This is a genomic window from Prosthecobacter debontii, from assembly GCF_900167535.1.
Taxonomy (GTDB): Bacteria; Verrucomicrobiota; Verrucomicrobiia; order Verrucomicrobiales; family Verrucomicrobiaceae; genus Prosthecobacter; species Prosthecobacter debontii.
In genome coordinates this window covers 42,335-67,448 of sequence record NZ_FUYE01000019.1, presented here as the reverse complement: position 1 = coordinate 67,448, position 25,114 = coordinate 42,335, and the positions used below count along the sequence as shown (strand labels likewise).

The window sequence follows — 25,114 nt, the reverse complement described above, 5'->3', positions numbered from 1 at the left end:
CTTCAATCAGCAGTCCTCTCATCTCATGGAAAACGCAGTCCAGACCAATCGCGCAGAGGCGAAATACTCTAGGCGTGAGCAAGCTTTAAGAGTGTTATGGGGTATCGGGCATCTTTTGTTTCGAATGAGTCCGAGGCCATGCTTCGGTTTCCGCCGCTGGATGTTGAGACTGTTTGGCGCTAGGGTTGGGAAAGGCGTCAACGTGTATCCGTCTGCTCATATTTACTTTCCGTGGAATTTGGAAATTGGGGATTGGTCGTGCATCGGTGAATGGGCATTGGTTTACAATCTGGGTGCCGTAAAAATTGGCGACCGTTCGACCATTTCCCAACGGGTGCATTTGTGTGCGGGGACACACGATTACCGAGATGCCTCAATGCCTTTGCTGAAGCTGCCCATCGACATCGGTGCTTCGGTTTGGGTATGTGCCGATGCCTTTGTGGGACCTGGAGTGAAGGTCGGAACAGGAGCCGTGATCGGTGCCCGTGCCGTAGCTGTTAAAGATGTGGCTCCATGGACCGTTGTTGCTGGTAATCCTGCACGAATCGTTAAACCTCGTCCTCAATTCGAAAGTCATCCAGAGGCTGGCGCTGACTCATGACTGCTCCTATTTCAGTTTCCATCTGTATTCCGGTCAAAAATGAGGCCGTGAATTTGCCGGCCTGTTTATCAGCACTGAAGGATTTCGATGATATTGTCGTTGTGGATTCTGGCAGCACTGATGAGACGGCCAAGATTGCGGAACGAGCTGGGGCGACAGTCTTGCAGTTTCGATGGAACGGGCAGTTTCCCAAGAAGCGAAATTGGGCGCTCAATCATCATTCATTCAAATATCCTTGGATTCTGTTCCTGGATGCAGATGAGCGAATGAATCCTACATTCGTGGAGGAATTAAGGCGCGTTTTACCGACGACATCCCATGTCGGTTTTTGGATCTCGTTCACGAATTGGTTTATGGGGGCGCCACTTCACCATGGGGATGTCTTTCGCAAGTTGGCTTTGTTTCGCAGAGAGGCTGGCGCATACGAGCGATTTCCAGAAGACTACTGGAGTCACTTGGACATGGAGGTTCATGAGCATCCCCTATTGCATGGTTCCGTAGGTGAGTTAAAAAGCCGCCTGGATCATCAGGATTATCGTGGGCTTAAAAACTACCTGGCACGACACAATGAATACTCCTCCTGGGAGGCCAATCGTTACTTGTGGTTAGATCAAGCGGATGTTTCTGCCTGGGCTGAGTTGAATCCGAGGCAGAAATTCAAATATCGCAATCTCCATCGGTGGTGGCTGGCGTGGCTTTATTGGTTTGTCGCGGTCATTGTTAAAAAGGGATTTCTGGACGGACCTCCGGGTATCGCTCTAGGCCGCTTCAAGCGTCATTATTTTCAAGAGATCCGTTTGAAAATTCAGGAAGCGCGGAGGACTGGAAAAGCGGCATGAGTCAAGTTCACCTCGTGGTTCCCTGTTATCGGGAAAGTGCTCGGATTGGGACTTTCCTGCCGGATTTATGCGCTTTGATGGACTCTTTGGGCGGAATCACCGTGCAGGTGGTCGAGGATGGCTCCGGCCCTGAGGAGCAGGCGAAGATGAGGGCTCTGATCACGAGGTGGCGTGGCGAATACGCGTGCCTGCAGGAAACACTGCTTCTCCCCGAGAATCTGGGTAAAGGCGGGGCCATTTATGCCAGTTGGTCGCAGGCAGCTGAGAGCGTAGAGTGGCTTGGATTTGTGGATGCGGATGGTGCCTGCCCGGCCTCTGAGGTGAAGCGCTTGATCCAGATGACGCGTTCAGGTGAGCATGGCAGCCAAGCATTGTTCGCCTCTCGTGTTAAAATGTTAGGGCGAGATGTGCGACGGCTTTTAAAGCGTCATTTATTAGGCCGTGTTTACGCCACCCTCGTCTCTGAGCTTCTCAACATTCCGATTTACGATTCACAGTGTGGTTTGAAGGTGGTGTCCAAAAAGGCTTATGTTGGGATCGCGGATTGTCTAACGATTCAGGGTTTTGCCTTCGATGTGGAGCTACTCGTGAAATTGCTGGACAGCCATTGCAGGGTGATTGAGGTGCCGATTGATTGGCAGGAGATTCCTGGAGGCAAGGTGAGGCTGGTTCACGATGCCATCGCAATGGCCAAGGACGTGTGGAGTATTCGTCAACACCGACGTCAAGAAAGCTGAGAATTTCATGCGTATTCTGTTACTCAATCAGTGTTTCTATCCCGATCATGTGGCCACTGCGCAGCATCTGACGGACCTAGCTTTGGGTCTGAAAGCGGAGGGCCATGAGGTGACTGTCGTGGCCTCTTCACGCGGTTATGACAATCCGCAAAACCATTACTCTGCTTATGAAGTTTGGCAGGGTATCGAGATTCATCGCATCTGGACGCCAGGCTTGGGAAAAAAAGCCAAGTGGCGGCGCTTGGTGGACTTTGCCTGCTTTTGGCTGAGCGCCACGTTCATCTTGCTTCGATTGCCGCGCTTCGATGTCACCGTGTGTCTGACTTCCCCTCCTTTAATTTCGACATTGGGCACGGCGGTAGCGGCCTTGAAGGGGGGCGGTGTGGTGCCCTGGGTTATGGACTTGAATCCTGATGAAGCTGTGGCTGCCGGCTGGCTACGTGCGGGAGGGGCGGTGGAACGCACCCTGAGTTTCCTCCAGGGATGGAGTTTCCGTCGGGCGGCACGGATCGTTGCTCTAGATCGTTTTATGGCTGCGCGTTTGATGGCGAAGGGCGTGCCTTCGGCTGTGATTCACACGGATCCTCCTTGGTCTCACGATGATGCGGTGAGATTTGACCCTGAAGGACGCCGGACCTTTCGTGAGGAGCATGGACTGCAGGACAAGTTCGTGATCATGTATTCCGGCAATCATAGCCCCTGTCATCCGCTGGACACGCTTTTAGAAGCGGCTTTAAAGATGCGGACGCAGCGGCCCCTGCATTTCTTGTTTGTGGGAGGAGGGAGTGAGTTTGAGAAAGTGAAAGCTTTCCGCCAGGAACATGATCTGGATAGTATCACGACCTTACCCTACCAACCGATGTCTCGTTTGGCGGCTTCCTTGTCTTCCGCAGATCTGCATGTTGTGGTTCTCGGGGAGCCATTTGTGGGAATTGTGCATCCATGTAAGATCTACAATATCCTGGCACTAGGAACGCCATTTTTAACCATTGGTCCGGAAGAGAGTCATCTGACGGATTTGGTGAAACAGTTGCCAACGAACGAGACGGCCTTTTCGGCACCGAACGGCAGTGTGGACAAAGTGATGAGTGTTCTTAGCGAGGCTGTCTCACGTGGATTCAAAGGACCTTCTGTGGAGTCTCAAAAACTGGCTCGTGAGTTTGCGATGGAAAAACTTCGCTCAAAATTGATTCGAGTCATCGAAGAAGTTGCTGCAACCAAGTGATGGGTATGATGTCTCTGAGCATGATCGAGGAGTCTGAGTTTGTGGGACCTATTCTTTACCCTCTCTTTGGGTGGAGCGAGGTTTTGATCTTTTTCTTGGGGGCCGTCCTCATCAGCAGCGCGGGTAATCTAATGATCATCCGGCGGTTCAATACGATTGGTATTGATCAACCCGATGGGAGGAGAAAACTCCACGACCGCGCGGTGTCTCGTCTTGGTGGAGTTCCTATTTACGCATCCGTCGTGTTAGGTGTACTGGCTGCGGCTTTGTTTACGGGAGTGACCTTCAGTGGTTGGCTACCCGTATTGCTCTGCAATTCGCTGATGTTCACGGTGGGGCTTGCCGATGATTTGAAGCCCTTGGGAGCGCGTGTGAAACTCGTCGGGCAGCTGGGAGCCGCTTTGATTCTTTATTCCTTCGGTTTATCCATTGATGTTCTGAGTAATCCATTTGGTCCCGGTGGATTGGAACTCGGTTGGTGGAGCCTGCCGCTGACCCTTTTTTGGTTGGTCGCGATTCCGAATGTGATCAATTTGATCGATGGTATGGATGGCTTGGCGGGTGGGTTTGGCCTGTTTCTATCGCTGACTTTAGCCATTGTCGGTTACGTCTCTGGCATGCCGGACATCATGATTGTCTCAATTGTGATGGCAGGTGCGTTGTCTGGTTTCTTGTTTTTCAATTTTCCACCGGCACGTATCTTCCTTGGCGATGGTGGTGCTTATCTGATCGGCTTTTTTGTGGCTTCCGTTTCTCTGAAAAGTTCGAACAAAGGGTCGATCATTGCCGCTTTGCTAGTGATTGTCATTGCACTTGGTGTGCCCATCTTAGATACAGGCTTTGCCATCTTACGAAGGGCCATTCGCGGAGTGCCCATCTTTAGAGCAGACGCAGAGCACATCCATCACAGGCTGATCTTGCTAGGGTATAGTAAAGGGCGCGCTTTGGTGGCTATGTATTCGGTCTGCGTGGTCTTGAGTCTTGTGGGGATCAGTATTCTGCTGACGAAGGGGATCGCTCTACCTGTGGCTGGTGCGATATTGTTCCTGCTCGCTATCGGGGCCGCTCGCTATTTGGGCTACGTGCGCAGTTGGTCAAATCTCAGGCAGCAGATCAATCTCGCCATGCAACGTCGTCACCGCCTGGAGCATGCTCGGGCTCACGCGCGAGTTTTGGATTTTGATATCGAGGTTTGTGAATCGGTCGAAGAATTTGCCGACACCTTTTTTGATAGGGTGAACTGGATCGGCTTTCGATCGGAGGCTGCTGAGAACACGGCGGCTGTGCGGCTTTATTTAGCCGATGGACGTTACTGCGTCTTATATCGTCCTCAAAATCAGTTTGAAGACGGAGAGTGGCAGCGCCGGGGAGATGAGCTCGTGACGGTATTGGACCGCTGTTTAGAGCGCTGGGGGAAGCTGCCTGCCAGGCTCGAGCGTATTTGACCCATAACCCTATTGCGATTTGACTTCTGATCCGATGTCCTCTGAGCCTTCTGTGACTGACTTTAACTCTGCGGAGCCCGCCCTTGAATCTGCATCGAGCAGGGACCTCCGGAGTCCAGATAAGGCGAATTTACCGCACGTTCCTCCCTCTTGGCAGACCTGCATGTTTGCACTGGTGACTGTGCTGGCTTTTATGCTGGGTTCAGGGCGGGAAACTTGGTCTTTCGGAGTCATTTGTTGTTTGCTCGGCGGCACGGTGCTTTGCTGTCCGCCGCTGTTTCGTTTGCCGCGAGGACCGGCCATAGCCCTTTTATTGTTGGCGGTTTTGCCTAGCTGTGCCTTTTTACCCTTGAACTGGCTTGGAGCATCTCCTCACTGGCGGCAGATGTTGTGGGAGGCATGGGGGATTGAATTGCCGTCATCATTGACTCCCGTGCCCAAGGCGACTCTGGAAGCTTGGTTAGGCTTATTGGTCGGGCTTGTCTGGTTTTGGGCGTGTTTAGCGCATGGGGCTGCAGATGCCGGGCGCAGAGTTGCCATCTACACACTCGCTGTCGGTGGAGCGGTGGTCGTTGCTGCGTCTTGGGTGGATGCCTATCTCCAGCCCATACTTTGGTGGCCACGCTACGACGTTTACACGTGGGATGTATTCGGTCCCTTTGCGAATCGAAATCATACCGCCAGTCTCAATGCGATCACGAGCATTTTGTGTGCGGCCTCCGCTTATGATGCCTACCGTAGAAAGTCCCGCTTAGTGTGGTTTTTCGGAGTGATATTTTGGATGCCTTTCACGGCGATTTTAATGAATACTTCGCGTGGTGGCTTGCTGATCCTCTTTCTCGGATTGATTGCTTGGGTGACTACGTCGGCGATGAAGCGAGGAACGTTGCGCAAATTGGCGGTGGGTGGTGCGCTATTGATCGTCATCATCTCGGTAGCTTCGGTTTCTGGCGGAAAGTTAGGAAGTCGCATCCGTGGTTTGCTTCAGGAGGATAATAGTTCTGTTGTCGAGTCGTCCATGCGTGTGGATTTAGCACGGCAAGTCGTCAGGCAGTTCACTGAGAATCCTTGGGTTGGCAAAGGCCTGGGCACCTTTAGCTCTGTGTTTCCTCAGGTTTCCACAATGAACAATCCGATGTTCAAGTTCTGGCATCCGGAGAGTGATGTGCTGCTTCTCCTCTTTGAAGGAGGCCTTCTACTGGTGCTGCCCTCTAGTCTGCTACTGGTGTGGATCGCTCGGTCCTCGGGTCCGTGGGCTACCTCTCGGAGTGATAAGTCACGAGATCGCTCGGGCCGGAGATTGAGACAGGCTGCCGCTATTGGGGCGGGGATGGCATTGATACATTCTGTTTTCGACATGCCCAATCATATCTTGGCCTATGGCATGCAGACGATGTTGCTGTTGGGCTTGGCGATTCGGCCGCAGGTGCTGACGGTAAGATCAGGGTGGGTGAGCCAAAGTATGGCTAGAATGCTTGGTTTGGCCGTTTTTTGTTTGGGTGTTTTATGGCTGGGTATCGGCCTTCGTCAATGGGCTCCAGACTTGAAGTCTGCAGCGTTTTTTTTGCGTGGAGAGGCTATCGAGGAAAACAAAGATGGGCGCTATCGGGAAGCCTTGGCTTTAGTGGACCGGTGCATTTGGCTTTCGCCGATGGATTGCCGGTTGTATTATTTCCGTGGGCAGTTGCTCCTGAAGCTGAGACAAAGACCGGAAAGAGCGTTGGTGGAGTTTGGTCGTTCGCGGGCCTTGGAGCCTGACTATGCGGCTCTCTGTTATGAGGAAGGTATCTACTGGCTGAAGTTTGCTCCTGAATATGCCATGATCCCATGGCGGGAGTGTTTGCAGCGAGAAGCGCGAGGAGGCAGCACCTCGACTTTGAACTATCAACGAATGGTCAGTGCGTCCGTTCCATACGCTGAGTTGCTTGCACCTCTGTGGAATCTCGCTGAAAATACCAATAAGCAGATGGTGTTTATGGAGCACATTCATCCACAGTATTGGAATGAATATCTGCCGAAGTTTATCGAGAAGCATCCTAAGTTAGACCAATTGGAGCACCAGCATCTAAGATTGCTTATGAAGCTTTGGCATGAGCGAGGCAATCGTGAGGAACTGATTCAGATGCTGGAATCCAATGCTGATCTCCAACCGTTTGGCTGGCGCACGCTCGCTATCGAGATGGCACGCCAAGGCCGGTATGAAGAAGCTTTGATCATGGCCAAAAAATTCCTCAAACGGCCAGGTAAGCCTCCAATCATTGCGGGCGCGAATGTGCCTCGGCTTGAGCGAGCGTTCCTCTTTAATCCGACGGATGTGAGGCCTGGTATCGAGCTCTACTTCGCTCAGCGGGCTGCGCATGATCTCAAGGGAGCCCGTGCAACAGCCGAGCGAGTGACTTTGCTTCCTGATGCTCCGGCTTATATGAAAGTCGAGTTAGCGCTGCTGGATGCAGAATTGGGGGATCAACGGCGAGCTTGGGAGATGATGGAGCAGGCCATGGAGCTCATTCCTGATTCTTGATGCCCGCCGTTCAAACGATCTTCCAGACACGTTTGGCGGTGCAAGCCCAGGTGGCCAGCACGGTCGAGGAAGGCTGAAATCTTCCCCCCGCTGCCCAAGGGGAGAAGGCTGGTAAAATCCAATGCTCTCGATGCTGACTGCACTGCTGCTGGATCAAAGCCGGGAGTTTAAGCCGTAGTCCTGCTCCATCGGTCAGAGAAATCGCAGGATGCTCGTGCCCTGTGATGGCGATAAGACTGGAGGGAGAAAATCTTGGCTCGATGTCCATGGATGGTGGAGCTATGCCTTCATGCCCATGGGTAAAAAAGAAGCCTTCTTCGCAATGGCTGCGAATCAGGGACCAGCCACGCCGCAGGGCGGGGCGGTCATGATTACCCTCCACCAAGATGAGTTCAGGCACCCGCTCGCGGAGTTGATCGAGAAACAGTCCCGTCTCAGCGGCAGAGAAGCTGCCGTCCATGATGTCTCCGACTAAGATGAGCCTTTGCGGCTGATAATCGTCAATCAGGGAGAAAAGAGTCTCCCCGCATTGCTGCATGCCCCACTTCGGCAGTAGTGCTCCCTGCCGACTACGGTGCACTTCATAGCCGTAGTGAACATCAGCCAAAGCCATCCAGCGCTTTCGAACGTGGATCAAGGCACGGCGTGAATCCAGAATGACGCCAGGGGCGACTTCTGCATGGATGGTGGAAGCGACGGATGTCACGGTCACACCTCACAGTGACGCTGACACAGGCCCGCTCAAGCAGACTTTGAGGCGGAAAATAATCTCCGCAGTGAGGCATCGCTTGCGTCAGATGTTAGGGACGGCATGATCCGTGCTCGACAAAACGCGCGATGTTGTTTTCACTGATCTGATGATTCCGCCCATGGTTATGGCTCTTACTTCTGAAATTCAGGTTTTGGGAGCCTCTGTGCTCACCGCTGCCTTGGGGTATGGTTTAGCGTGGTGGCTTCAGCAGAAGAAGATCGGGGCTTTGGTCTTCAAGCACGAGCTGGAGCGGGGCGAGTTTCAGTCGGTGCTTGAGGCTCAGAAGGCTGAGCTGAGCCAGCAGGAAATAGCGGCAAGGAAGGCATTGGAGGCTGCTGGTGCTGAGAAAGCGGTGGTTGAGGAGAGGTTCGCACTTTTCCGGGATGCGGCGCAGAGACGTGAAGCGGATGCTTACAGGCGCATCAGCGACTTGGAGGCTGATCTGACTTCCGTGCGCGAGGTCGCGGCTCAGTTAGCTCCTACTCAGGCTCGCATTGGCGATCTGGAAGTGGCGCTGACTGCTGAGCGAGGCCGGTTGAGCGCGGTGGAGCAAACGCTGACGGTGACGCAGAACCGAGCCCAGGACCTGGAACAGCAGCTTCACAAGACCCAACAAGCCCTAGCGACCCATCAAGAAAAGGCAAGCGCACGCGAGGCAGATCTGGTGAGTCAATTGGCCGAGCGAGAGCAATCTCTGGCGGCCGATCAAGCTCGACTGGGGACCGTGGATGAGGAGATCGCCCAGCTCAAAGAGAAGCATACCTCTTACCAGACGACGGCGGAGTCACGAATCGCCGGATTGCAACGCCAGCTCGCTGCTGCGGAGGCAAAGGCGGCGATGGTTCAGAAAGAGTTCATGAGCGCGGTGGGGGTATTGCCTGAGCCTTCGGAATCGAACGCTGCCGCATCCACAGACAAACGGATTCTTGAACTGGAAGCGAAGATTAACCACATCGAAGCCGAAGCCCGCAAGAAGGCCCGCGAGGATGGTTATAAGATTGCGGAGCTGGAGTATCGCTTAAGTGAGGCCCAAGAGGCGGCGACATCGGCCCAAGGCACGGGAAACCAAGCTGCGGAAGTGGAAACGCTTTTGACGGAGGTGAAGTCCTTATTGGCCGAGAAAGAGTCGCTGATGAATGACCTGGAGACGCTCAAGACCCTCAAGGCCAAAGCGGTGGAACCGGTGCCGGAAGTCTTGGAGCAGGGCTTGCTACAGATCGGCGATGCTCCGAAAGAGGAGTGAGATGTGAGAAGCCCTCGGTTGTGCCGTCATCATCCACGGCCCTCAGTTTTACAGGATGCACCGAACCACGAGGGCTACGAACAGAGTTTCAATGAAGTCACTTCCCGAGAGAAAGCGGATTTTTCCAGACCACCCAGCACTCAGGAGGACTCGCTGAACGGTTCACCGGGCGTAGATGCTGAACTTCCCACGCCCGCGGCGGCAGCGCCGATGCCCAAGCGGTGATGGCGGCTTGCTCCTGTGCTCCCCCTTCATGGCCTGGATAGACGGCGAGGGTGAGCAGCCCGCCGGGTTTGAGTAAGGTCAGCGCTGCTTGGATCGCTGCTAGCGTGGTCTCCGTGCGGGTAATGACGGTTTTGTCCGAGCCGGGCAGGTAGCCCAGGTTAAACATGATGCCTGCGACCTTACCCTGATGTTCCGGCTTGACGTGGTCGAGCATCGTCTCATGGCCTGCATGAATCAGGGTGAATTGTTCGCTCGTTAGGCCCGCTTCGGTCAGACGGCGTTGGGTTTCAGCAATCGCGGCGGCTTGAAGATCCAGGCCGTAAACATGCCCGGTGGGACCGATGCACAAGCTGAGAAAAAGCGTGTCATGGCCATTCCCCGTGGTGGCATCCAGAGCGATGTCTCCCGGCTGGAGCCGGTCGGCCAGGAGGAGTTGAGCCCATTTCACGGCGGAGGGGAGACCGCCCGTTTGGCTGGCGAGACGGGGAGAAGGGGCTTGGTTTTGCATCCTGCATTTTTCAAAGCTTGGAGATTCTGGCAAGGCCGCTCACGTCATTTTGAGCGATGAGCCAGAATTGACAGAAGAAATTCAAATGCCTAATTTCTGCTTGTTGTCTCCGTTTTGGAGCAACTGGGAGTTCGATCCTGACGCCATGAGTCGAGCTCCTGTGTATTCTTCCCCAATTGGCGGCTTCCTGATTCCGACATCCTTCAATGAACTTATACGTCAGTAATCTTGCTTACAGCGTGACTGATGATGAACTCCGCAGTGAATTCTCTGCTTATGGCACGGTGGGTAGCTGCCGGGTCGTGATGGATCGAGAAACAGGTCGCTCACGTGGGTTCGGCTTTGTCGATATGCCGAACGATGCCGAAGCTCAAGCCGCCATGAGTGCTCTTGAGGGCACCAACTTGGCTGGGCGTGCGGTGAAAATTGTGGAGGCGCGTCCGAAAGAAGAGCGCCCTCGTCCTACTTCAGGGGCTGGAGGCGGCGGTTATGCCGGAGGCGGCAATAAAAAGCCTGACCGAGGTGGCAACGGTGGTGGACATCGCCCACAAACGCAGCCGTCCTACAATGACTGGGACGACCGTGATCGTGGGGGTAAAAAGTCGAAGCCACGGGATCGGGGTCGTCGCAATCAGGACTTCGATGGCGGCTGGGACTGACAGCCCTCGGACCGCCTGAAAGGCGACTCTAGATTAAAAAGGACTAATCTCCTACTTCGGGAGCTATAGGCTGATTTGCTTTGGTTTTCTAAAATTTAAGCCATTGCAAAGCAGTGTCGGTCTGTTTAAATTTCTGTAATAGACATACTTGCTACGTCATTGCCGACGATGGCCAGATGCCCCGCGTGGACCTGCACCCGGAACTTTCATGAGTCGCGAGCGGTGGCAGCGCAAGTTGCTCGACCGAGGGCGGCAGCTTCTTCAAATGCGGGTCCTGCATTCACTTGCTTGCGATTTCGTCAAAAAGGCTCACCTTGCGCGCCCTTTTTGCCAACCTGTTCGAGTCCTGTGAGCCTATCCCACCCAACCGATGACCTCCGCGTGGCGGAGATCTTGCCCCTCATTCAGCCAGCGTTGCTGATGCATGACATCCCGCTTGGAGAAGAGGAGGCCGCCTTTGTGGAGCAGGCTCGCCGACGCTCTGAGGCGATTTTGAAGCAGAAGGATGACCGCTTGCTGGTCGTCGTCGGGCCTTGTTCGATCCATGATCGCAAGTCCGCCCTGGAGTATGGGCATCTCATCGTGAAGGCGCGTGAAAAATACGCTGCGGATCTGGAGATCCTCATGCGCGTCTATTTTGAAAAGCCGCGCACCACGGTGGGCTGGAAAGGCTTTATCAATGACCCGCATCTGAATGAAAGCTATGACATCAATACAGGTCTGCGGGGAGCCCGTAGCTTATTGATCGATCTGGCTAAAATGCAGGTGCCGGCAGCGACGGAGTTTCTGGACGTCATCACGCCGCAATACATTGCGGATGCTGTCGCCTGGGGGGCCATTGGGGCCCGCACCACCGAGAGTCAGGTGCACCGCCAGTTGGCCTCGGGGCTTTCCATGCCGGTGGGTTTCAAAAACGGGACCGATGGCAGCATCCAGACTGCTTTGGATGCCATCCAAGCCGCCGCAGGCCAGCACTGCTTCCTTTCGGTAACGAAGGATGGCGTGGCAGCGATCGTGAAGACACGAGGGAATGATGCCTGCCATGTGATCCTGCGCGGTGGAAAAGCGGGCACGAATTTCGATGCGCAGTCCATCGAGACGGTTGTCAATCAACTCACGGCTCGCGGTTTACCAGGAAGCGTGATGGTGGATTGCAGCCATGGCAACAGCCTCAAGGACTATCGCAAGCAGCCCGGTGTCGCCCAGTCTCTGGCGGATCAAATGACGGCAGGCAGTAAAGCGATCACGGGAGTGATGATCGAAAGTCATCTCGTGGAGGGCCGCCAAGATGCCAAACCTGGCTGTGAACTGACCTACGGCCAGAGCATCACCGACGCCTGTGTGAACTGGGCGGCGACTGAAACGATGCTGGATACCCTGGCTGCCGCAGTGCGTGCCCGGCGCGCTTAACTTTTTCTTTGCTCCCATGCTGACCCTCGACTCTGCCCGTGATGCCATTCAGCGCATGGCGGGCTGCCGCATTCTCGTCATTGGCGATGTGATGCTGGATCACTTTATCTGGGGGGCTGTCCGGCGGATTTCGCCCGAGGCTCCGGTGCCAATTGTCGAGGTCACCAAAGAGACCACCTTTCCCGGTGGAGCGGCGAACGTGGCGCGCAATCTCTCGGCCTTCACCCCGCATTCGTTTCTGATGGGGCGTGTCGGGAAAGACAGCGCTGCCAATGAACTGAAAAGCCTGCTGAATGGAGAAGGGGTCAATACCGATCCCATGCTCGAAAGCAGCATCCTGCCGACGATTGCTAAAACCCGGATCATTGCACGCCAGCAGCATGTGGTGCGTGTGGATCGGGAGACGATTGAAAAGCTCTCCGCCGATGAGCTCAAGGAGGTGTGCCAGAAGGTGGAGGCCATGCTGCCTGAGCTGGATGGCATCATCGTGGAAGATTACGGCAAAGGCTTTGTGACTCAGGCTCTGGCAGACCAGGTGCTGGGCATGGCCAAGGCGGCGGGTAAACTCGTGACCGTCGATCCCTCCCCCCGCAACCCCCTGAGTTGGCGAGGGGCCACTTTGGTGAAGCCCAATCGATTGGAAGCCTTTGCCGCCGCGGGCATTCAGGATCACCGCACTCCGGGGCCGCCTCTGGAAGATCGCCGCCTCCTGGAAGTGGGCGAGCAACTCCTGGATCAATGGAGCGTCGGTCAGGTGCTGGTGACTCTGGGTGAATTAGGAATGATCCTCTTCCAGCGAGATCGTGCCCCGCATCACATCCCCACACGGGCTCGTGAAGTCTATGACGTTTCCGGGGCAGGGGATACGGCCATTGCCTTCCTCACGCTGGCTTTGGCTGCGGGTTTGAGTTCTGAAGACGCAGCTAACGTGGCCAATCGTGCCAGCGGCATCGTCGTCGGTAAGCTAGGCACTGCCCGCTTGACGATGGAGGAACTCCTGCAAGCCTTCGAAGACTGATTTTATCCCCATGTCTGATTTCGCCTCCATGTTTCAGGGCCACCTCGATGGTCATCTTGCAGCCCTTAAACGCCTGGACGAATGTCAGGCCATCCTGTCAGCCATTGCCCAGGCCTGGGTGGACGCCCTGAAGGCCGGTAAAAAGGTGCTGTTTTTCGGCAATGGCGGCAGCGCGGCGGATGCTCAGCATCTGGCCGCTGAACTGTGTGTGCGCTACCGCATCAATCGTCGGGCTCTCGCGGGCCTTGCTTTGACGACGGATACCTCCGTGCTCACGGCGCATAGCAATGACTATGGTTTTGAGACTGTTTTCGCCCGCCAAGTGGAAGCGCTTGCGCAGCCCGGGGACGTCGTGGTGGGCATCTCCACGTCCGGCACCAGCAAGAATGTGGTGGCAGGGCTGCAAGCGGCCAAAGAGATCGGCTGTGTGGTCGTGTCCTTTACCGCTGAAAAAGGAGCGGATTGTGCAGCCGTGGCTGACTATGCCTATTGTGTTCCGACGTCGGTCACGGCCTATGCCCAGGAGTGTCATTTGTTAGCCGGGCATGTGCTTTGCGAATACGTCGAAGCCGCTTTCAAGGAGTGACGACTGAAAGGCTTTGTCTGCGACCAGTGATTGAGAGCGGAGGGGTTGGTTGATTCCCGGCGGCGACGCTCCATTCCCAGGATGAAAAAGATACTCGGTCAATTGCGTCGTTGGCGCTTTGCGTGGCTCATGGGCGCAGGCTTGGAGGATCGTCTACGGCTGATGTGGTTGTCCTTTCAGCATGTGTTGGTGAATCGCGGTTTGGCTCGATATTCGCCTCAAGTTCATGCCATCACCTTTCGGTATGCCGGACGGGAAGTGCCGGTGAAGCTGCGTGAAAACGGCACAGACATCATCATCTTCGAAGATGTCTTTCACACAGGTTGTTATGCCATCCATTCTGAAGAGGCTCCTCGGTGTCTGGTGGATGCAGGCGGGAATATTGGCTTGGCCTCGCTGTATTTTTCTCTGCGGTATCCCGGGGTGAAACTCGCGACCTTTGAACCTGTCGAGCATGAACTTTGCCGCCAGAACATTGGCCAAGTGATGCCGATGGCCTTGGGAAAAGAAACCGGTGAACTGAATATCCTGGTGGATCCCGAGAATAGTGGGGGACATCGTCTTGAACTCTATGACTCCGATCCCTCACTGAAGCGCATTCGAGTAAAGATCGAACGTCTGGATGCTTTGATCGATGCCGGTGACATCATGGCGCCGGATTGGCTGAAGGTGGATGCTGAAGGCGCTGAATGCGACATCGTCGAAGGTCTCGGTCGCTATTTGAATGGCTTGCAGGTCTTGATTGCGGAGATTCAATCGAAAACGAATCATGCCTGGATGATGGAACGACTCCGACAGTCTGGTTTCAAGGAGATCGAAGAGCGCATCCTTCATCCCGAGGCCGAGAAGCCTCACGAATCCTATTCCATCATCGTTGCGCGTAGGTGACCGTGAACGGCATGTCCTCGGACCTACCACGCAGTGCCCGCTGGATGATCGGCAACCACGCCTTGCGGTTGCTCATCGGATTCTTTTTGGGCTCGTGGGTGGCGCGCGTTTTAGGCCCCTCCCAGTTTGGAGTCTTGGCCACGGCCACAGCGGTCGGATCGATTGCTTACAGTCTGGTGGAACTCGGCGTGAGACAGCTTTTGCTGAAAGAGTTGGGACGGCGGCGATTGTTAGGGCCGGTCATCGCTGGGACTGTTTTTAAATTTTGGTTAGTCTCAGGAGTATTTGCCACCGGCATCTTGTGTTTATGGAATGCAGGCACACACACACTACCCTGGAGCGTTTTGGCCGCTACGGCCATGCCTCTGCTGCTCATGGGAGTGAGCGTGCACAACAATTGGGAGGAAAGCTGTGGCCGCGCCTTCGTTTCTGCTCGCAATGCCATGGCTGGTTATCTCTCGGCGGCAGGGGCTCGCTTGATCGCGGTGGTTCTGTTGCCCACCTTGCCAGTGATCGCATGGACCATCGCCATGGAGAGTGTGGTGGTCAGTCTCCTTGGGTTGTGGACGGGGAAGAAGCGTGGACGAGGCTTTTGGCTGGCCGGATGGAATCGGCGCGTTGCGAGTTCCATTCTCTCGCGAGGCGGTGTGCTTTTCATCAGTCAAGCGGGCAGCTTGCTACTGCTGCGTGTGGATACCATGATGATCGAGCATATCTCTGGGGCCACCGAAACGGGAATCTATGGGGCGGCTGTGCGATTGAGCGAGCTCGCCTATGCCTTGTCTCCGATCTTGGTCACGCTGCTCCTACCTCGTCTAGCCAAGCTGAAAACCGTGGATCGACAAGCGGCTTTTCATGACGCCACCGGGCTGGGTTTTTCTATCGCCGCCTTGCTGGGGTATGCTTCTGCTGTCGGGTTGTGGCTGGTGGGAGGGCTTATCATTCAAGGGCTCTTTGGCACTGTTTATCAGCCTTCCATTCCGGTGCTCATGATTCATTGTTTGGCCGCCGTGCCATTTTTCTTGGGTGAGTGGAGGCATGCGGTTTTGGTGGCTTTGGATCGGCCCCGCTTGACAGCCTTCTTCTCCTGGCTGGCTTTGGCGTTGAATGTGAGTTTGAATCTCCTGTGGATTCCGAGCTATGGAGCCCAAGGCGCTGCCTGGGCCACGCTGGTGAGCTACAGTTTAGGCGCTCTGGTCGCCACTTGGTTCGTCGCTGACCTCCGCTGGATCGCTCGGCTGCAAGGAGCTGCGCTACTGGAGCCCTTACGTTGGTGTTGGCAGCCAAAGCGTCGCTGGCTGCATCTCAAATCCGTCTTGGCCGTGCTTTCATGAGGATGGTATGATGTTGTTTCCTCTCCAGGTCGGCCGCATTCAGCGCATCGCCATTGTGCGTTGCTGTGGACTCGGAGACGTCGCGCAGATGACGCCGCTGCTGCGTCAGATCCGCCATGATGCACCGCACGCGAGAATCGAGGTCTTTTTGAATGCCAACGCCGCCATCCTGCTGGAGGGCTCACCTTGGGTGGATACAGTGCATGCGTTACCCGTCAGCGCCTTTGCCAACCGTTCTTCCAATCGGCTGTTCTGGCGATTGTGGGGACACGTGCGGCGGGCGGGTAAGTTTGATCTTTTGTTATGCCTGGACTTGGCTTGGTCGCGGACGGTTTTGGCTTTGACGGCTCGGGCAAGACGACGTGTTGGTCTCAGGACGGAGGCTTGGAAGCCTTTCATGGGGTTGGATCTCGCCATTCCGGTGCCGTTGGATTATCCGCGCAATGATGATCACACTTCCCTTTGGTTTTTGCGCACCTGGCTGGCGGCGACGGGATTGCCTGATCAAGGGTTTTCGGCGGACTTGTCGCATCTGGAGACGGAGGATGCGCCTTTGCCCAAGCACATCGCGCTGGTGCCTCGGGCAGGCAATGAACTCGTGTCTGGAGATCTCAAACAATGGCCGCTGTCTTACTGGCCACGGTTAGCTCGACGGCTTCTGGAGCAAGGCTGGACGCCGGTGGTGCTGGGGCGAGACGGAGATTTTGACATGCAGGCTATGCCCGAAGGCACGCTGGATATGCAGGGCAAGCTCAGCATCAAAGAGGTTGCCGCTTACCTCTACCGTTGCGCAGGGCTTATTGGTAACGATTCGGGACTCTTCCATATCGCGCTGGCCATGGGCACCCCGGCGGTGGGGCTTTTTGGGCCGACGGCGGCTCTTCGCACAGGCCCGTTTCGCGTCTCTCACGGGCATGTGATAACGGTGCCGCTGCAGTGTGTGCCCTGCTGCTCGAACACGTGTGCGGTGGCTGCCGCAGGGAGGCCTGAAAGCGAGCGCCCGTTTTGCCTCACCGCATTGCAACCTGACCTTGTGGCGGAGGAAGCTCTGACGCACTTTGCTAGTTTTCACCGATGAATGAGAATCGCGCAGGAGTCTTGTTCCCCGCCATTGTGCTTGGCGGGGTGGGGCTGTTTGCGCTGGCCTCCATTCTGCTCACGGAGGGAAACACCATTGGTGAGTTTTGTCGATATCTTCTGGTGGCGGGCTTTTTGCTCAGCGTTGTTTCCCCGCGAGTCGGCTTTTATGTGTGGCTGACGTTGTGTGGCTACAATGACCTTCTCAAGCGTCTGATGATCATGGGAGGACGGGTCACCCATGGGGATCTGCCCTTCGTATTGGGGATCACTCCAGCCATGTTTGGTGGTATCGTTGTTGCGATGGCGGTAGGTGGTTTGATGGGAACTCGCAGGCTGGTGTTTCGCGACATGGTGGCGATTGTGGCCGGGTCCATTCTCATGGTCGGCACTGGTGCCCTGGCCTACATGAAGGAAGGCACGGGTCTGAATGGGGTGATGCAGGCGATGGCGAACAACGGCCTGTATGCCCTACTGCTCTTTGTTTTACCCTTGATGTTCCAGTCCGTGCAGGAGCTTCAAAAGCTCTGGAGGTTGATCGTTTTCATCTTCCTCCCCGTGGCGATTTATGGAGTGGTGCAACAGGTACAGGGCTTTGCGGAGTTTGAAATCGACTACCTCAAAACCGGTCTCAGCATCGAGATCAAGCAACTCGTGGCAGGGGAGGTGAGGGCCTTTTCCACGCTGAATTCGCCGAGTGCCTTATCCGTGGTGTGCGCCTGTCTCGCGGTCGTGAGCTTGTTCCTCGGTTTTCCCATGCGGGAGAAAGGTGAGCGCCCGGTGTTGCATCCCGTCCTGGCTTTGATCTGCTTCGTCATTCATTTCGCGGGGTTGATCGCTTCGACCAGTCGCACGCCGATTTTGATCGTGCCGATCGCTCTGTTTGGCGGGTGGTGCTTTTTTTCGAGAGCTCGCACGCGGGCGTTCTATGTGATGACGGTGGGGAGCTTTTTGGCGATGGTGGTGGCGTCTCCTTGGCTGGTGCAGCGTATCGAGACGGTGAACACCTTCATTGGGAGTCTGGCCTCCCCCGGTAGCTTCATGGCTCGAATGATCACGGTGGGCACTTATTGGGATCGCCTCGAAGGCTTTGCGACGGTGCTGATGAATCCGGACGCCTACACCCTGCTCGGCTGGGGGATCGATGAAACAGGGCAGGGACGATATCACTATCATGATCCCTTGAGTGAGGTGCTGGTTCGATTCGGTGCGATTGCTCTTTTCACTCTGATTTTGATTGGCATTTGGCTGCTGCAGATGAGCCATCGTCAGGCCTGGAATCTGAGAGGTCTTAAGGACCGGCAGTTTGCCGCACGCATGATTGCCCTGGCCTTTGCCATCCTGGGGATCTCCGTGATCAGCGGCAGTATCTTGACCACATTCCCTAACAACGTGGTGTTTTGGATGAGCTTGGCCGCAGTGGCGTCTCTGGCGAGGAAACAAGCCTTAGCTCCACGGCCCAGGCCGTCGGAGATGGCAATCACGCCCCCTGTAGAAGGGTCGCGAAAGATTGTGCCGATGCGTCCACGCTCACGTCGAGGAGGTATTGGAGTATGACTGGGATGATCCATTTGATTCACGCCGTCGCCCGTGTATGGCCGCTGATTCGGGGGCGCGATTTTATGCTGCGCAATGTCCTGCGGCGTCCTGTGTGGAGAGATGCCTTGGCCAAGTCTCCCTCGGTGATTCGGACTCGTGCGGGCTTTCCCATGCATGTCAATCCGGGCAACGATTTCATCTCCATGGCATTGCGGTTGTTCGGTAATATCGAGCCGGTCACGGAAGCTTTTGTTCTCGATCATGTGCCGCCTGATGGAGGCTTTGCGGATATCGGGGCCAATGTGGGTTACTTTTCACTGCTGGTGGCGGCTCTACGCCCCGGGGCTCACGTGCAATCCTTCGAGCCCAATCCGCCCATCGCTAGTCTCCTGCAGCAGAGCGTGGCTCTGAATGGGTTGGCATCTCGGGTGAAGGTGAATCGCTTGGCCGTCGGAGACCGCGAAGGCGAGTTGCCCTTCTGCCTGCATGACACGAATACGGGCCACTCACGCCTCGCCGCCGAGGGCACGAGCGGAGATATCCAGGTGCCCGTGGTGGTCTGGGATGAATGGTGGGCCTCTCAGCACCCGGAACCGATCATTCACTGCGTGAAGATGGATATCGAAGGCGCGGAATTGCTGGCGCTGCGTGGCATGCGAGGATTTCTGCAACGACAAAAGCCAGCTCTCATTGTGGAAGCTTATGATCATCAGCTACGCGAGTTTGGCTGCACAGCAGAGGAACTGAAGCAGTTCATTTTGGAACTGGGCTACCGTGAGGCACGGCCTTCAGACGGTAATTTCTATTTCATTCATTCTCAGGCCTAACATCATGTCTGTCTTGCGTTCTCTGGCCCGTCGCTGGTTGTTCACCTTCAATACCATTCGATATCGGGTGGAATGGCCGCGCATCGCCCTGGCGATGAAACAAACACCCTGCCGAGGCGTGATCTTTGATGGAGGTGCGGGTTCCGGAGAATTCATCCGCCGGTGTTTGGGATTGGGATTTTCAGAGGCGATCGCTCTGGAATACGATGAGCAAAATTATGCGCTGCTGCAAAAGAATGCAGGCCGTTTAGCCCAGGTGAGAACGATGCGTGAGTCTCTGCTGCAGATTCCCTTGGAAGACAGCTCGGTCGACGTAGTGCTCTCCACTCAGGTGCTCGAGCACATCGAAGATCACCAGAAAGCCGCCTGTGAGCTCTGCCGAATCCTCAAACCTGGAGGGCATGCCGTAATCACGGTGCCGCGTCCCCCCGAACCTTTTCCTAACCCGGAGCACATGCGCGAAGGCTACACGGAAGAAGAGTTGAGCGCCTTGTTTGCTCCCTATGGCATGAAGACCTTGGGTTATGATTGGTTTCTCACCCAAGGAACCGTGGATCGCATGTTGGCCTGCTCGAAGTTACCTTTGCGTGGTCGATTTATGCCCGTGGCTCTGGTGGATGCGGAGACCTCGCTGACTCCCGCAGAACGCCGCGCTCAGAGGCCTTATGGATTGCTGGCGATTTTTCGGAAAGAGGCTTGATGCTCCCTCCCTCACAGACATCGGAGAAACGGGTCTTATGGATGGACCCGAGATTCCAGGCGCGGCGCCCGACGACACAGAGCCTCTATCAATCTTTGCCTGATCTCCTGGAGAAAGGTTGGCAGGTGGAGTTGTGGTGCCTGGAACACGACACCGTCGATGAACGCGTGAAAGTAGTAACCTTACCTCAGGCCAGATGGCTGCGTTTGCTGGAGCCGCTGTGGTTTTGGGCTCTGGCCTGGGCAAAGCTGACCTGGAAGCGGGCTTGCGGGGAAAGCTGGGACATCGTTCACACCAGCGGACCTGATATTCCCGGGGCAGATGTGATGTCGCTGCACTTTCACAATCGCACTTGGATTCGCCTACAGTGGCAAGAGAACGCGCGCACCTGGAAGGAACGCCTCAAAGTCTTCCACACGCTCATCGGAGTGACTCAGGAAAGTTTGGCCTTGGGGTCGCGAAGATGGCGAGTGATTCTGCCTGTTTCTGAGGGATTGGCGAACCGCATTCGCTCCTCCTTACCAGCAAACAAGATCGTTCGTGTCCTGCCGAATCTGCTCGATGGCCAGCGCTTCTCGCCAGCCGTGCGGGAACGATGGCGTGAGGCAGGTCGCGCCACCATGCAGGTGAGCGAGACGGACTATGTGTTGAGCTTTGTTAGCACCGGCCACTATCAGCGAAAGGGTTTGTGGGCGGCCGTGGAAGCTCTCCATGCGATCCGCAGTCAAGTCCACGCTGACTGTGGTTTGAACCTCCAGTTTTGGGTCATCGGGGTGAGTGAGCACACGGTGCCTTCGTTGAGACGACGGTTGGATGAAATCGCTCCGACCTGGGCTGAATGGGTGCGTCTGCTGCCTCCTACAGATGAGGTGGAGCGATGGTATGCGGCCGCGGATGCGTTTTTATTTCCATCGCGTTACGAGACATTTTCTTTGGTCGCTTTGGAAGCTTCCGCATGTGGCTTGCCGATTCTCGTGACGCCTTACGATGGCCATGAAATGTATCTTCAGGATGGGGTGAATGGGTGCCTTTTGCCATGGGAAATCAAAGCCATGTCAGAGCGTCTTTTACAGTTCTTCATCCACGAACGTTTTCAGATGAAGCCCGGGCCTACGGCGAGTCTCTCCCCTGCGGATTATGCGGCGGTCTTGGATGACAGTTATCGGGATCTATTGGAGTCAAAAAAGCCATGAGGATGGAACCCAGGATTCATCTCGCACCCGCTCATCCCTGCATGGGGTGGGTGAGTATGAATCGCTATTGGCAGGCCCTTTGGCAAGAGTCCGCCGGAGACCCGGAGGTGGTTTCTTTAGCTGAACCTGTGCCGGTGGAAACTCCGCCAAGCCCCAGATGGCAACGCCAATGGATGAAACAGGTCTGGTATCCGTGGGTGGTCAAACGTGATGTGAGGCAGGGCGTGTTACATGTGCTGGACCACAGCTTTGCTCATCTCTTGAAACAAGCCCGGAAGCGGGTGCGCACGGTCGTGACCGTGCATGATCTGATTCCTCTAACTGATCCTGCGGACCTGACACCCGCGCAGAGAACTCGCTTTGCCAACACGGTGGCCAGCGTGGCTCTGGCGGATCGTGTGGTCTGCGTCTCGGCTCACACCCGCTCCGAAGTGCAGCGCCTGCTCCAGGTGCCAGAAGCGAAGCTGCGTGTCATTCCAAACGGAACGTCTCAGTTACCCGCTGCGGATGAGGTGATGCGCCAACGTCTGAAAAGCCTCCCGGCTTACCTTTTCAGTGTCGGGGGCACAAGACCGAGGAAGAATCTGAGTCTGTTGCCTGATCTCGCACGTCATTTGAAAGAGCGTGGTCTTCCGGGGGTGATCGTGCGGGCGGGAGCTCCGCTTGATTCAGCTCTGGCGGAACGTATTCGTGATCACGCCGACTTACATGAGCTCGGGCCGCTGAACGATGCGGCATTAGCCGCCTGTTATGCGCAGGCGGCTCTGACTCTCGTCCCTTCTAAACAAGAGGGCTTCGGTTTGCCAGTGCTGGAGGCCATGCAGGCGGGTTGCCCGGTCGTTTACAGTCGGGCGACGAGTCTGCCTGAGGTCGCCGGAGAGGCGGGTTTGAGTTTTGAACTGGAGGATGCCGAGCAGGCGGCCGATCAATGCCGACGCATTTTAGTGGATGCGGGCTTGCGTGAGCAGTTGGTGGCGTCGGGGCGACAGCGGGCGGCGTTATTCACTTGGAAAGCGCATTGGCAAGGCTTGCGTGAGATCTATGCGGAGTTGCTGAATTCATGACGACGGTTTTGAAAAGTTCCCGCTCAGCCATGATCGTTCTGGCCTTCGTGATGGTGCTGCTCATGGCCTGGCAGCCCTATGCGGCAGGCTATGGCAGCTTCCGCTTTACTCTGTGGGAGGAGTTGGTCATTCGCTGGAAGACAGCGACATGGCAGCATGGTTTTATCGCCCCTTTCATTGCGGGTTGGTTGGTCTGGCGGCAGCGTGTTCAATTGGCGGCCTTACCTCGACAAAGCAGTTTTTGGGGGTTGATCATCATTGTTCTCTCGCTGCTGTTCTACTATGCTGGTTTCAAGGCGAACAATTATTACTTCGGGGCTTTTGGCCTCCAATGGTTGTTAGCGGGTGTGGTGCTTTGGTTCTGGGGATATGCCCACGCCAAACGTCTTTTCTTCGCGTGGCTGATGTTGGGTTTCATGTGGCCGTTGGTCTTTTTGGAGGAGAGTGTTTCCTTCAGATTGCGGGTGCTGATGGTGGAGTCCGTATCGACTGTGTTAAACGTGCTACACATCGGCACCATCCGTGATGGGACGGCATTGCTTTCCGCACCGGATCTGAACTCAGGCCGGACCATGGGGGAGTTGTTCAGCCTGAAGGTGGATGGCCCTTGCAGCGGCATGCGATCACTCTTCGCGTTGTTGATGGTATCGGCTTTGTTCGGATACTTCAGCCAGAAGGCTTGGTGGCGCCGACTCTTTATTTTCGGCTGTAGCATTCCACTCGCCATTGTGGCGAATATGGTGCGCATTTTCATCCTGCTCGGGGCATCCGTTTTATTCGGTCAAGACTTTGCGGTGGGGAATGAGGAGCAGGAGGTCTCTACCTTTCATTTCCTCTCGGGCATTGCGGTTTATCTGGTGGCTCTAGCGGGATTGCAAGGCATCGCCTGGGCGATGAATCGGGTGGCCGGTGTGGAGAAAAAAGAACCGATTTCGTTATCGAAGGAGCAAACCCTGCCACAAAGCTCGCGTGTTTGGGGGGCTGGATGGCGGCCCTTGGGACTGGCCGTTTTAGTCATCGCGACCTTGGCGGCTTGTCGGCTGGCTCCTGAAGTAAGCGCGGTCAGTGAGGCTGGAGTGACAATGACCCTGCCGGAACTCACGGGGATGTATGTCGGTGAACCGATTCCACCCGACCGGGTTGAGAAGGAATTGCTGCCTGCTGACACGGAAATCGTGAAGATGCGCTATCACACCTCGCAACCTCCCGAAAAGCGAGACATCGCCCAGGTGACGCTGGTTTTATCGGGGGCGGAGCGTCGCAGCATCCACCGGCCAGAAGTGTGTCTGGATGGACAGGGCTGGACGTTGTTGGAGTCGCACATCCTGCCCGTCGAGATTTCACCTGGGCGAGTGCTGGAGGTCAAAGATCTCCTGATTGAGCGTGTCTGGGTCAGCAAGGATGGCTCACGCAAACCGGTGCGTGCTCACTATGTGTATTGGTTCGTGGGATCGGATGTCACCACCCCCAGCAACGAAACCCGCGTGTGGCTGAGCAGTTGGGATAACATCGTGCGGAATGTCAATCATCGCTGGGCTTACCCGAGCGTCAGTGCCTGGGTGACGGAAGGACTGGATCCCGATGAAACGGCGCAGAGGCAGCGGAGCTCCGAGGAAACCCTGGCCATGATCACCGCTCTAATCCGAGATCTGGTGCCGCGTTTTCAAAAGGCTTACATGCCCGGAGCCTCCGAGAAGCCTTGAGAGGCGGAGCCATTTTGGAGCAGCGATTTGACCGCGTGACAAGGTTTAGCAAGGGCGCCCAGTGCCCGCCGATGGTCTAGAATTGACAGTCAAAGGGCCTGAATTGCGCCTTTTTTAAAAAAATCAACTTAAGCTAGATTTATTCTGGAAATTATAATACTGTAACCGCGATGAAGTTCGCCCTCCTGCTTCTAACCCTCTTTTTCGCCCTCGCTTGGTCAGCTTCCGCCCAGTCGCTGCCGGTGAATGGTGTCGATCACGATGGTTACATCGGTGTCTATGAGATCAATGATCAGAAATACTGGTGGTTATGCGTCGAACCTGGCGGCACACCGGCGGCCAATTCAGGCGATAGCTTCCTCGCGGATGCGGTCGGTTTTGCCGATGGTTGGGATCAGCAGAATACCGAGCGTCAGAATGATTACATCGCCAATTCGGCGGCTCAAATTGCGCTGCAAAAACAGATCGTGGTGATGCAATACGTGCTGGATACCTACATGCCGTGGTCGTCCTTTACCACGCCGGGAGAGATTCAGGATCACACGACAGTCGCTGCGAATTACGGAGGCTACAGCAATTTCTACAACTCGCTGTATGCTGTGCAGCAGTTCCTGACAGAAACCTACGGTAAAACCACCAAGGTGGACTTCACCGACATGAGTGGTTATGTTGACCGCTGGGCCTCCCTCCCCACGCCCACGGCGGCGGAGCAAGCTCGCTCCGATCTCTATCAGATGATCCTCGCCGACATAGCCGCCAAGGACGGGGCTGATTTCTTCGGCACTTATGATCTGGGTGATCCCAGCATCTTCAATTCCGCTTACACGGCAGTTTTCGATGACTATTACATCGCCAACACGCTGTATCCGCTTCTGGACAGCAACAATTACCAGGATGCCCTGATCATTGCGATTCCGGTGCCTGAGCCGAGTGGTGCCTTGCTGATTGGTTGCTTCGGTCTGTCGGTCCTCTGGCGCCGCTGGAGAAAGCTGGCTTGAGGCTAGCCATCCGCAGGGGAGGC

General features: G+C 55.7%; 23 protein-coding genes. 21 read left to right on the top strand and 2 right to left on the bottom strand.

Going from position 1 to position 25,114, the window contains the following annotated elements; all coding sequences use genetic code 11:
- The first annotated feature begins 25 nt into the window (after nucleotides 1–25).
- The 6 genes from B5D61_RS21485 to B5D61_RS21460 all read left to right on the top strand — a co-directional run bounded on the left by B5D61_RS21485 (nucleotide 26) and on the right by B5D61_RS21460 (nucleotide 7,368).
- Nucleotides 26–601 carry an LbetaH domain-containing protein gene (locus B5D61_RS21485; protein WP_078815499.1) on the top strand — a complete coding sequence of 192 codons (576 nt, stop codon included), beginning with the start codon at nucleotides 26–28 and terminating at the stop codon, nucleotides 599–601.
- Nucleotides 598–1,440: a glycosyltransferase family 2 protein gene (locus B5D61_RS21480; RefSeq protein ID WP_078815498.1), complete on the top strand. Its 843-nt coding sequence runs from the start codon at nucleotides 598–600 to the stop codon at nucleotides 1,438–1,440. The genes B5D61_RS21485 and B5D61_RS21480 overlap by 4 nt, the downstream gene beginning before the upstream one ends.
- Nucleotides 1,437–2,177, top strand: coding sequence for a glycosyltransferase (locus B5D61_RS21475; RefSeq protein WP_078815497.1), 741 nt, complete (start codon nucleotides 1,437–1,439; stop codon nucleotides 2,175–2,177). Before B5D61_RS21480 ends, B5D61_RS21475 begins: the two co-directional genes overlap by 4 nt.
- A 7-nt stretch (nucleotides 2,178–2,184) precedes the next feature.
- The gene (locus B5D61_RS21470; protein ID WP_176159597.1) at nucleotides 2,185–3,402 is read left to right on the top strand and encodes a glycosyltransferase family 4 protein; all 1,218 of its coding nucleotides are present in this window, start codon (nucleotides 2,185–2,187) and stop codon (nucleotides 3,400–3,402) included.
- A gap of 131 nt (nucleotides 3,403–3,533) precedes the next feature.
- On the top strand, nucleotides 3,534–4,847 hold the full coding sequence (locus tag B5D61_RS21465) for an MraY family glycosyltransferase (protein WP_217699042.1): 1,314 nt from the start codon (nucleotides 3,534–3,536) through the stop codon (nucleotides 4,845–4,847).
- A 433-nt stretch (nucleotides 4,848–5,280) separates the two neighbouring features.
- Nucleotides 5,281–7,368 (top strand): O-antigen ligase family protein, encoded by a 2,088-nt coding sequence (locus B5D61_RS21460; RefSeq protein WP_176159595.1) that lies wholly within the window; start codon nucleotides 5,281–5,283, stop codon nucleotides 7,366–7,368.
- Between the two features lie 10 nt (nucleotides 7,369–7,378).
- On the opposite strand, the gene B5D61_RS21455 is transcribed toward B5D61_RS21460, so the two are convergent.
- Nucleotides 7,379–8,074 (bottom strand): metallophosphoesterase, encoded by a 696-nt coding sequence (locus tag B5D61_RS21455; RefSeq protein WP_139373416.1) that lies wholly within the window; start codon nucleotides 8,072–8,074, stop codon nucleotides 7,379–7,381.
- Nucleotides 8,075–8,243: 169 nt separating this feature from the next.
- Between B5D61_RS21455 and B5D61_RS21450 the strand changes: the two genes are divergently transcribed.
- A complete protein-coding gene (locus tag B5D61_RS21450; RefSeq protein ID WP_139373415.1) occupies nucleotides 8,244–9,362 on the top strand; it encodes a coiled-coil domain-containing protein in 1,119 nt (372 codons plus the stop codon).
- Between the two features lie 97 nt (nucleotides 9,363–9,459).
- Here the strand turns inward: B5D61_RS21450 and mnmM are convergent, their stop codons facing one another.
- Nucleotides 9,460–10,095, bottom strand: coding sequence for a tRNA 5-(aminomethyl)-2-thiouridylate-methyltransferase MnmM (gene mnmM, locus B5D61_RS21445; protein WP_078815491.1), 636 nt, complete (start codon nucleotides 10,093–10,095; stop codon nucleotides 9,460–9,462).
- 206 nt (nucleotides 10,096–10,301) lie between these two features.
- Between mnmM and B5D61_RS21440 the strand changes: the two genes are divergently transcribed.
- From B5D61_RS21440 to B5D61_RS21375, 14 genes are all read left to right on the top strand, one after another.
- Entirely contained in the window at nucleotides 10,302–10,754 is a 453-nt protein-coding gene (locus B5D61_RS21440) for an RNA recognition motif domain-containing protein (RefSeq protein WP_078815490.1), read from the top strand.
- Nucleotides 10,755–11,102: 348 nt separating this feature from the next.
- Nucleotides 11,103–12,164, top strand: coding sequence for a 3-deoxy-7-phosphoheptulonate synthase (locus B5D61_RS21435; RefSeq protein WP_245846584.1), 1,062 nt, complete (start codon nucleotides 11,103–11,105; stop codon nucleotides 12,162–12,164).
- Between the two features lie 16 nt (nucleotides 12,165–12,180).
- A complete protein-coding gene (rfaE1, locus tag B5D61_RS21430) occupies nucleotides 12,181–13,182 on the top strand; it encodes a D-glycero-beta-D-manno-heptose-7-phosphate kinase (protein WP_078815552.1) in 1,002 nt (333 codons plus the stop codon).
- Between the two features lie 10 nt (nucleotides 13,183–13,192).
- Nucleotides 13,193–13,768 (top strand): D-sedoheptulose 7-phosphate isomerase, encoded by a 576-nt coding sequence (locus B5D61_RS21425; RefSeq protein ID WP_217699041.1) that lies wholly within the window; start codon nucleotides 13,193–13,195, stop codon nucleotides 13,766–13,768.
- Nucleotides 13,769–13,849: 81 nt separating this feature from the next.
- Nucleotides 13,850–14,656 carry an FkbM family methyltransferase gene (locus B5D61_RS21420; protein WP_078815488.1) on the top strand — a complete coding sequence of 269 codons (807 nt, stop codon included), beginning with the start codon at nucleotides 13,850–13,852 and terminating at the stop codon, nucleotides 14,654–14,656.
- Between the two features lie 11 nt (nucleotides 14,657–14,667).
- Complete coding sequence (locus tag B5D61_RS21415; RefSeq protein ID WP_078815487.1) at nucleotides 14,668–15,990, top strand: flippase; 1,323 nt, start codon at nucleotides 14,668–14,670, stop codon at nucleotides 15,988–15,990.
- A 7-nt stretch (nucleotides 15,991–15,997) separates the two neighbouring features.
- A complete protein-coding gene (locus B5D61_RS21410; protein WP_078815486.1) occupies nucleotides 15,998–17,068 on the top strand; it encodes a glycosyltransferase family 9 protein in 1,071 nt (356 codons plus the stop codon).
- Complete coding sequence (locus tag B5D61_RS21405) at nucleotides 17,065–18,624, top strand: hypothetical protein (protein ID WP_078815485.1); 1,560 nt, start codon at nucleotides 17,065–17,067, stop codon at nucleotides 18,622–18,624. Before B5D61_RS21410 ends, B5D61_RS21405 begins: the two co-directional genes overlap by 4 nt.
- 5 nt (nucleotides 18,625–18,629) lie before the next feature.
- A complete protein-coding gene (locus tag B5D61_RS21400; protein WP_176159593.1) occupies nucleotides 18,630–19,433 on the top strand; it encodes an FkbM family methyltransferase in 804 nt (267 codons plus the stop codon).
- Between the two features lie 4 nt (nucleotides 19,434–19,437).
- On the top strand, nucleotides 19,438–20,133 hold the full coding sequence (locus tag B5D61_RS21395) for a class I SAM-dependent methyltransferase (RefSeq protein WP_078815483.1): 696 nt from the start codon (nucleotides 19,438–19,440) through the stop codon (nucleotides 20,131–20,133).
- A gap of 95 nt (nucleotides 20,134–20,228) precedes the next feature.
- Nucleotides 20,229–21,326 (top strand): glycosyltransferase family 4 protein, encoded by a 1,098-nt coding sequence (locus B5D61_RS21390; protein ID WP_176159592.1) that lies wholly within the window; start codon nucleotides 20,229–20,231, stop codon nucleotides 21,324–21,326.
- A 2-nt stretch (nucleotides 21,327–21,328) separates the two neighbouring features.
- Complete coding sequence (locus B5D61_RS21385) at nucleotides 21,329–22,390, top strand: glycosyltransferase family 4 protein (protein WP_217699040.1); 1,062 nt, start codon at nucleotides 21,329–21,331, stop codon at nucleotides 22,388–22,390.
- A gap of 29 nt (nucleotides 22,391–22,419) precedes the next feature.
- Nucleotides 22,420–24,093 carry an exosortase/archaeosortase family protein gene (locus tag B5D61_RS21380; RefSeq protein ID WP_176159591.1) on the top strand — a complete coding sequence of 558 codons (1,674 nt, stop codon included), beginning with the start codon at nucleotides 22,420–22,422 and terminating at the stop codon, nucleotides 24,091–24,093.
- Nucleotides 24,094–24,263: 170 nt separating this feature from the next.
- On the top strand, nucleotides 24,264–25,091 hold the full coding sequence (locus tag B5D61_RS21375; RefSeq protein WP_078815479.1) for a hypothetical protein: 828 nt from the start codon (nucleotides 24,264–24,266) through the stop codon (nucleotides 25,089–25,091).
- Nucleotides 25,092–25,114: the final 23 nt, after the last annotated feature.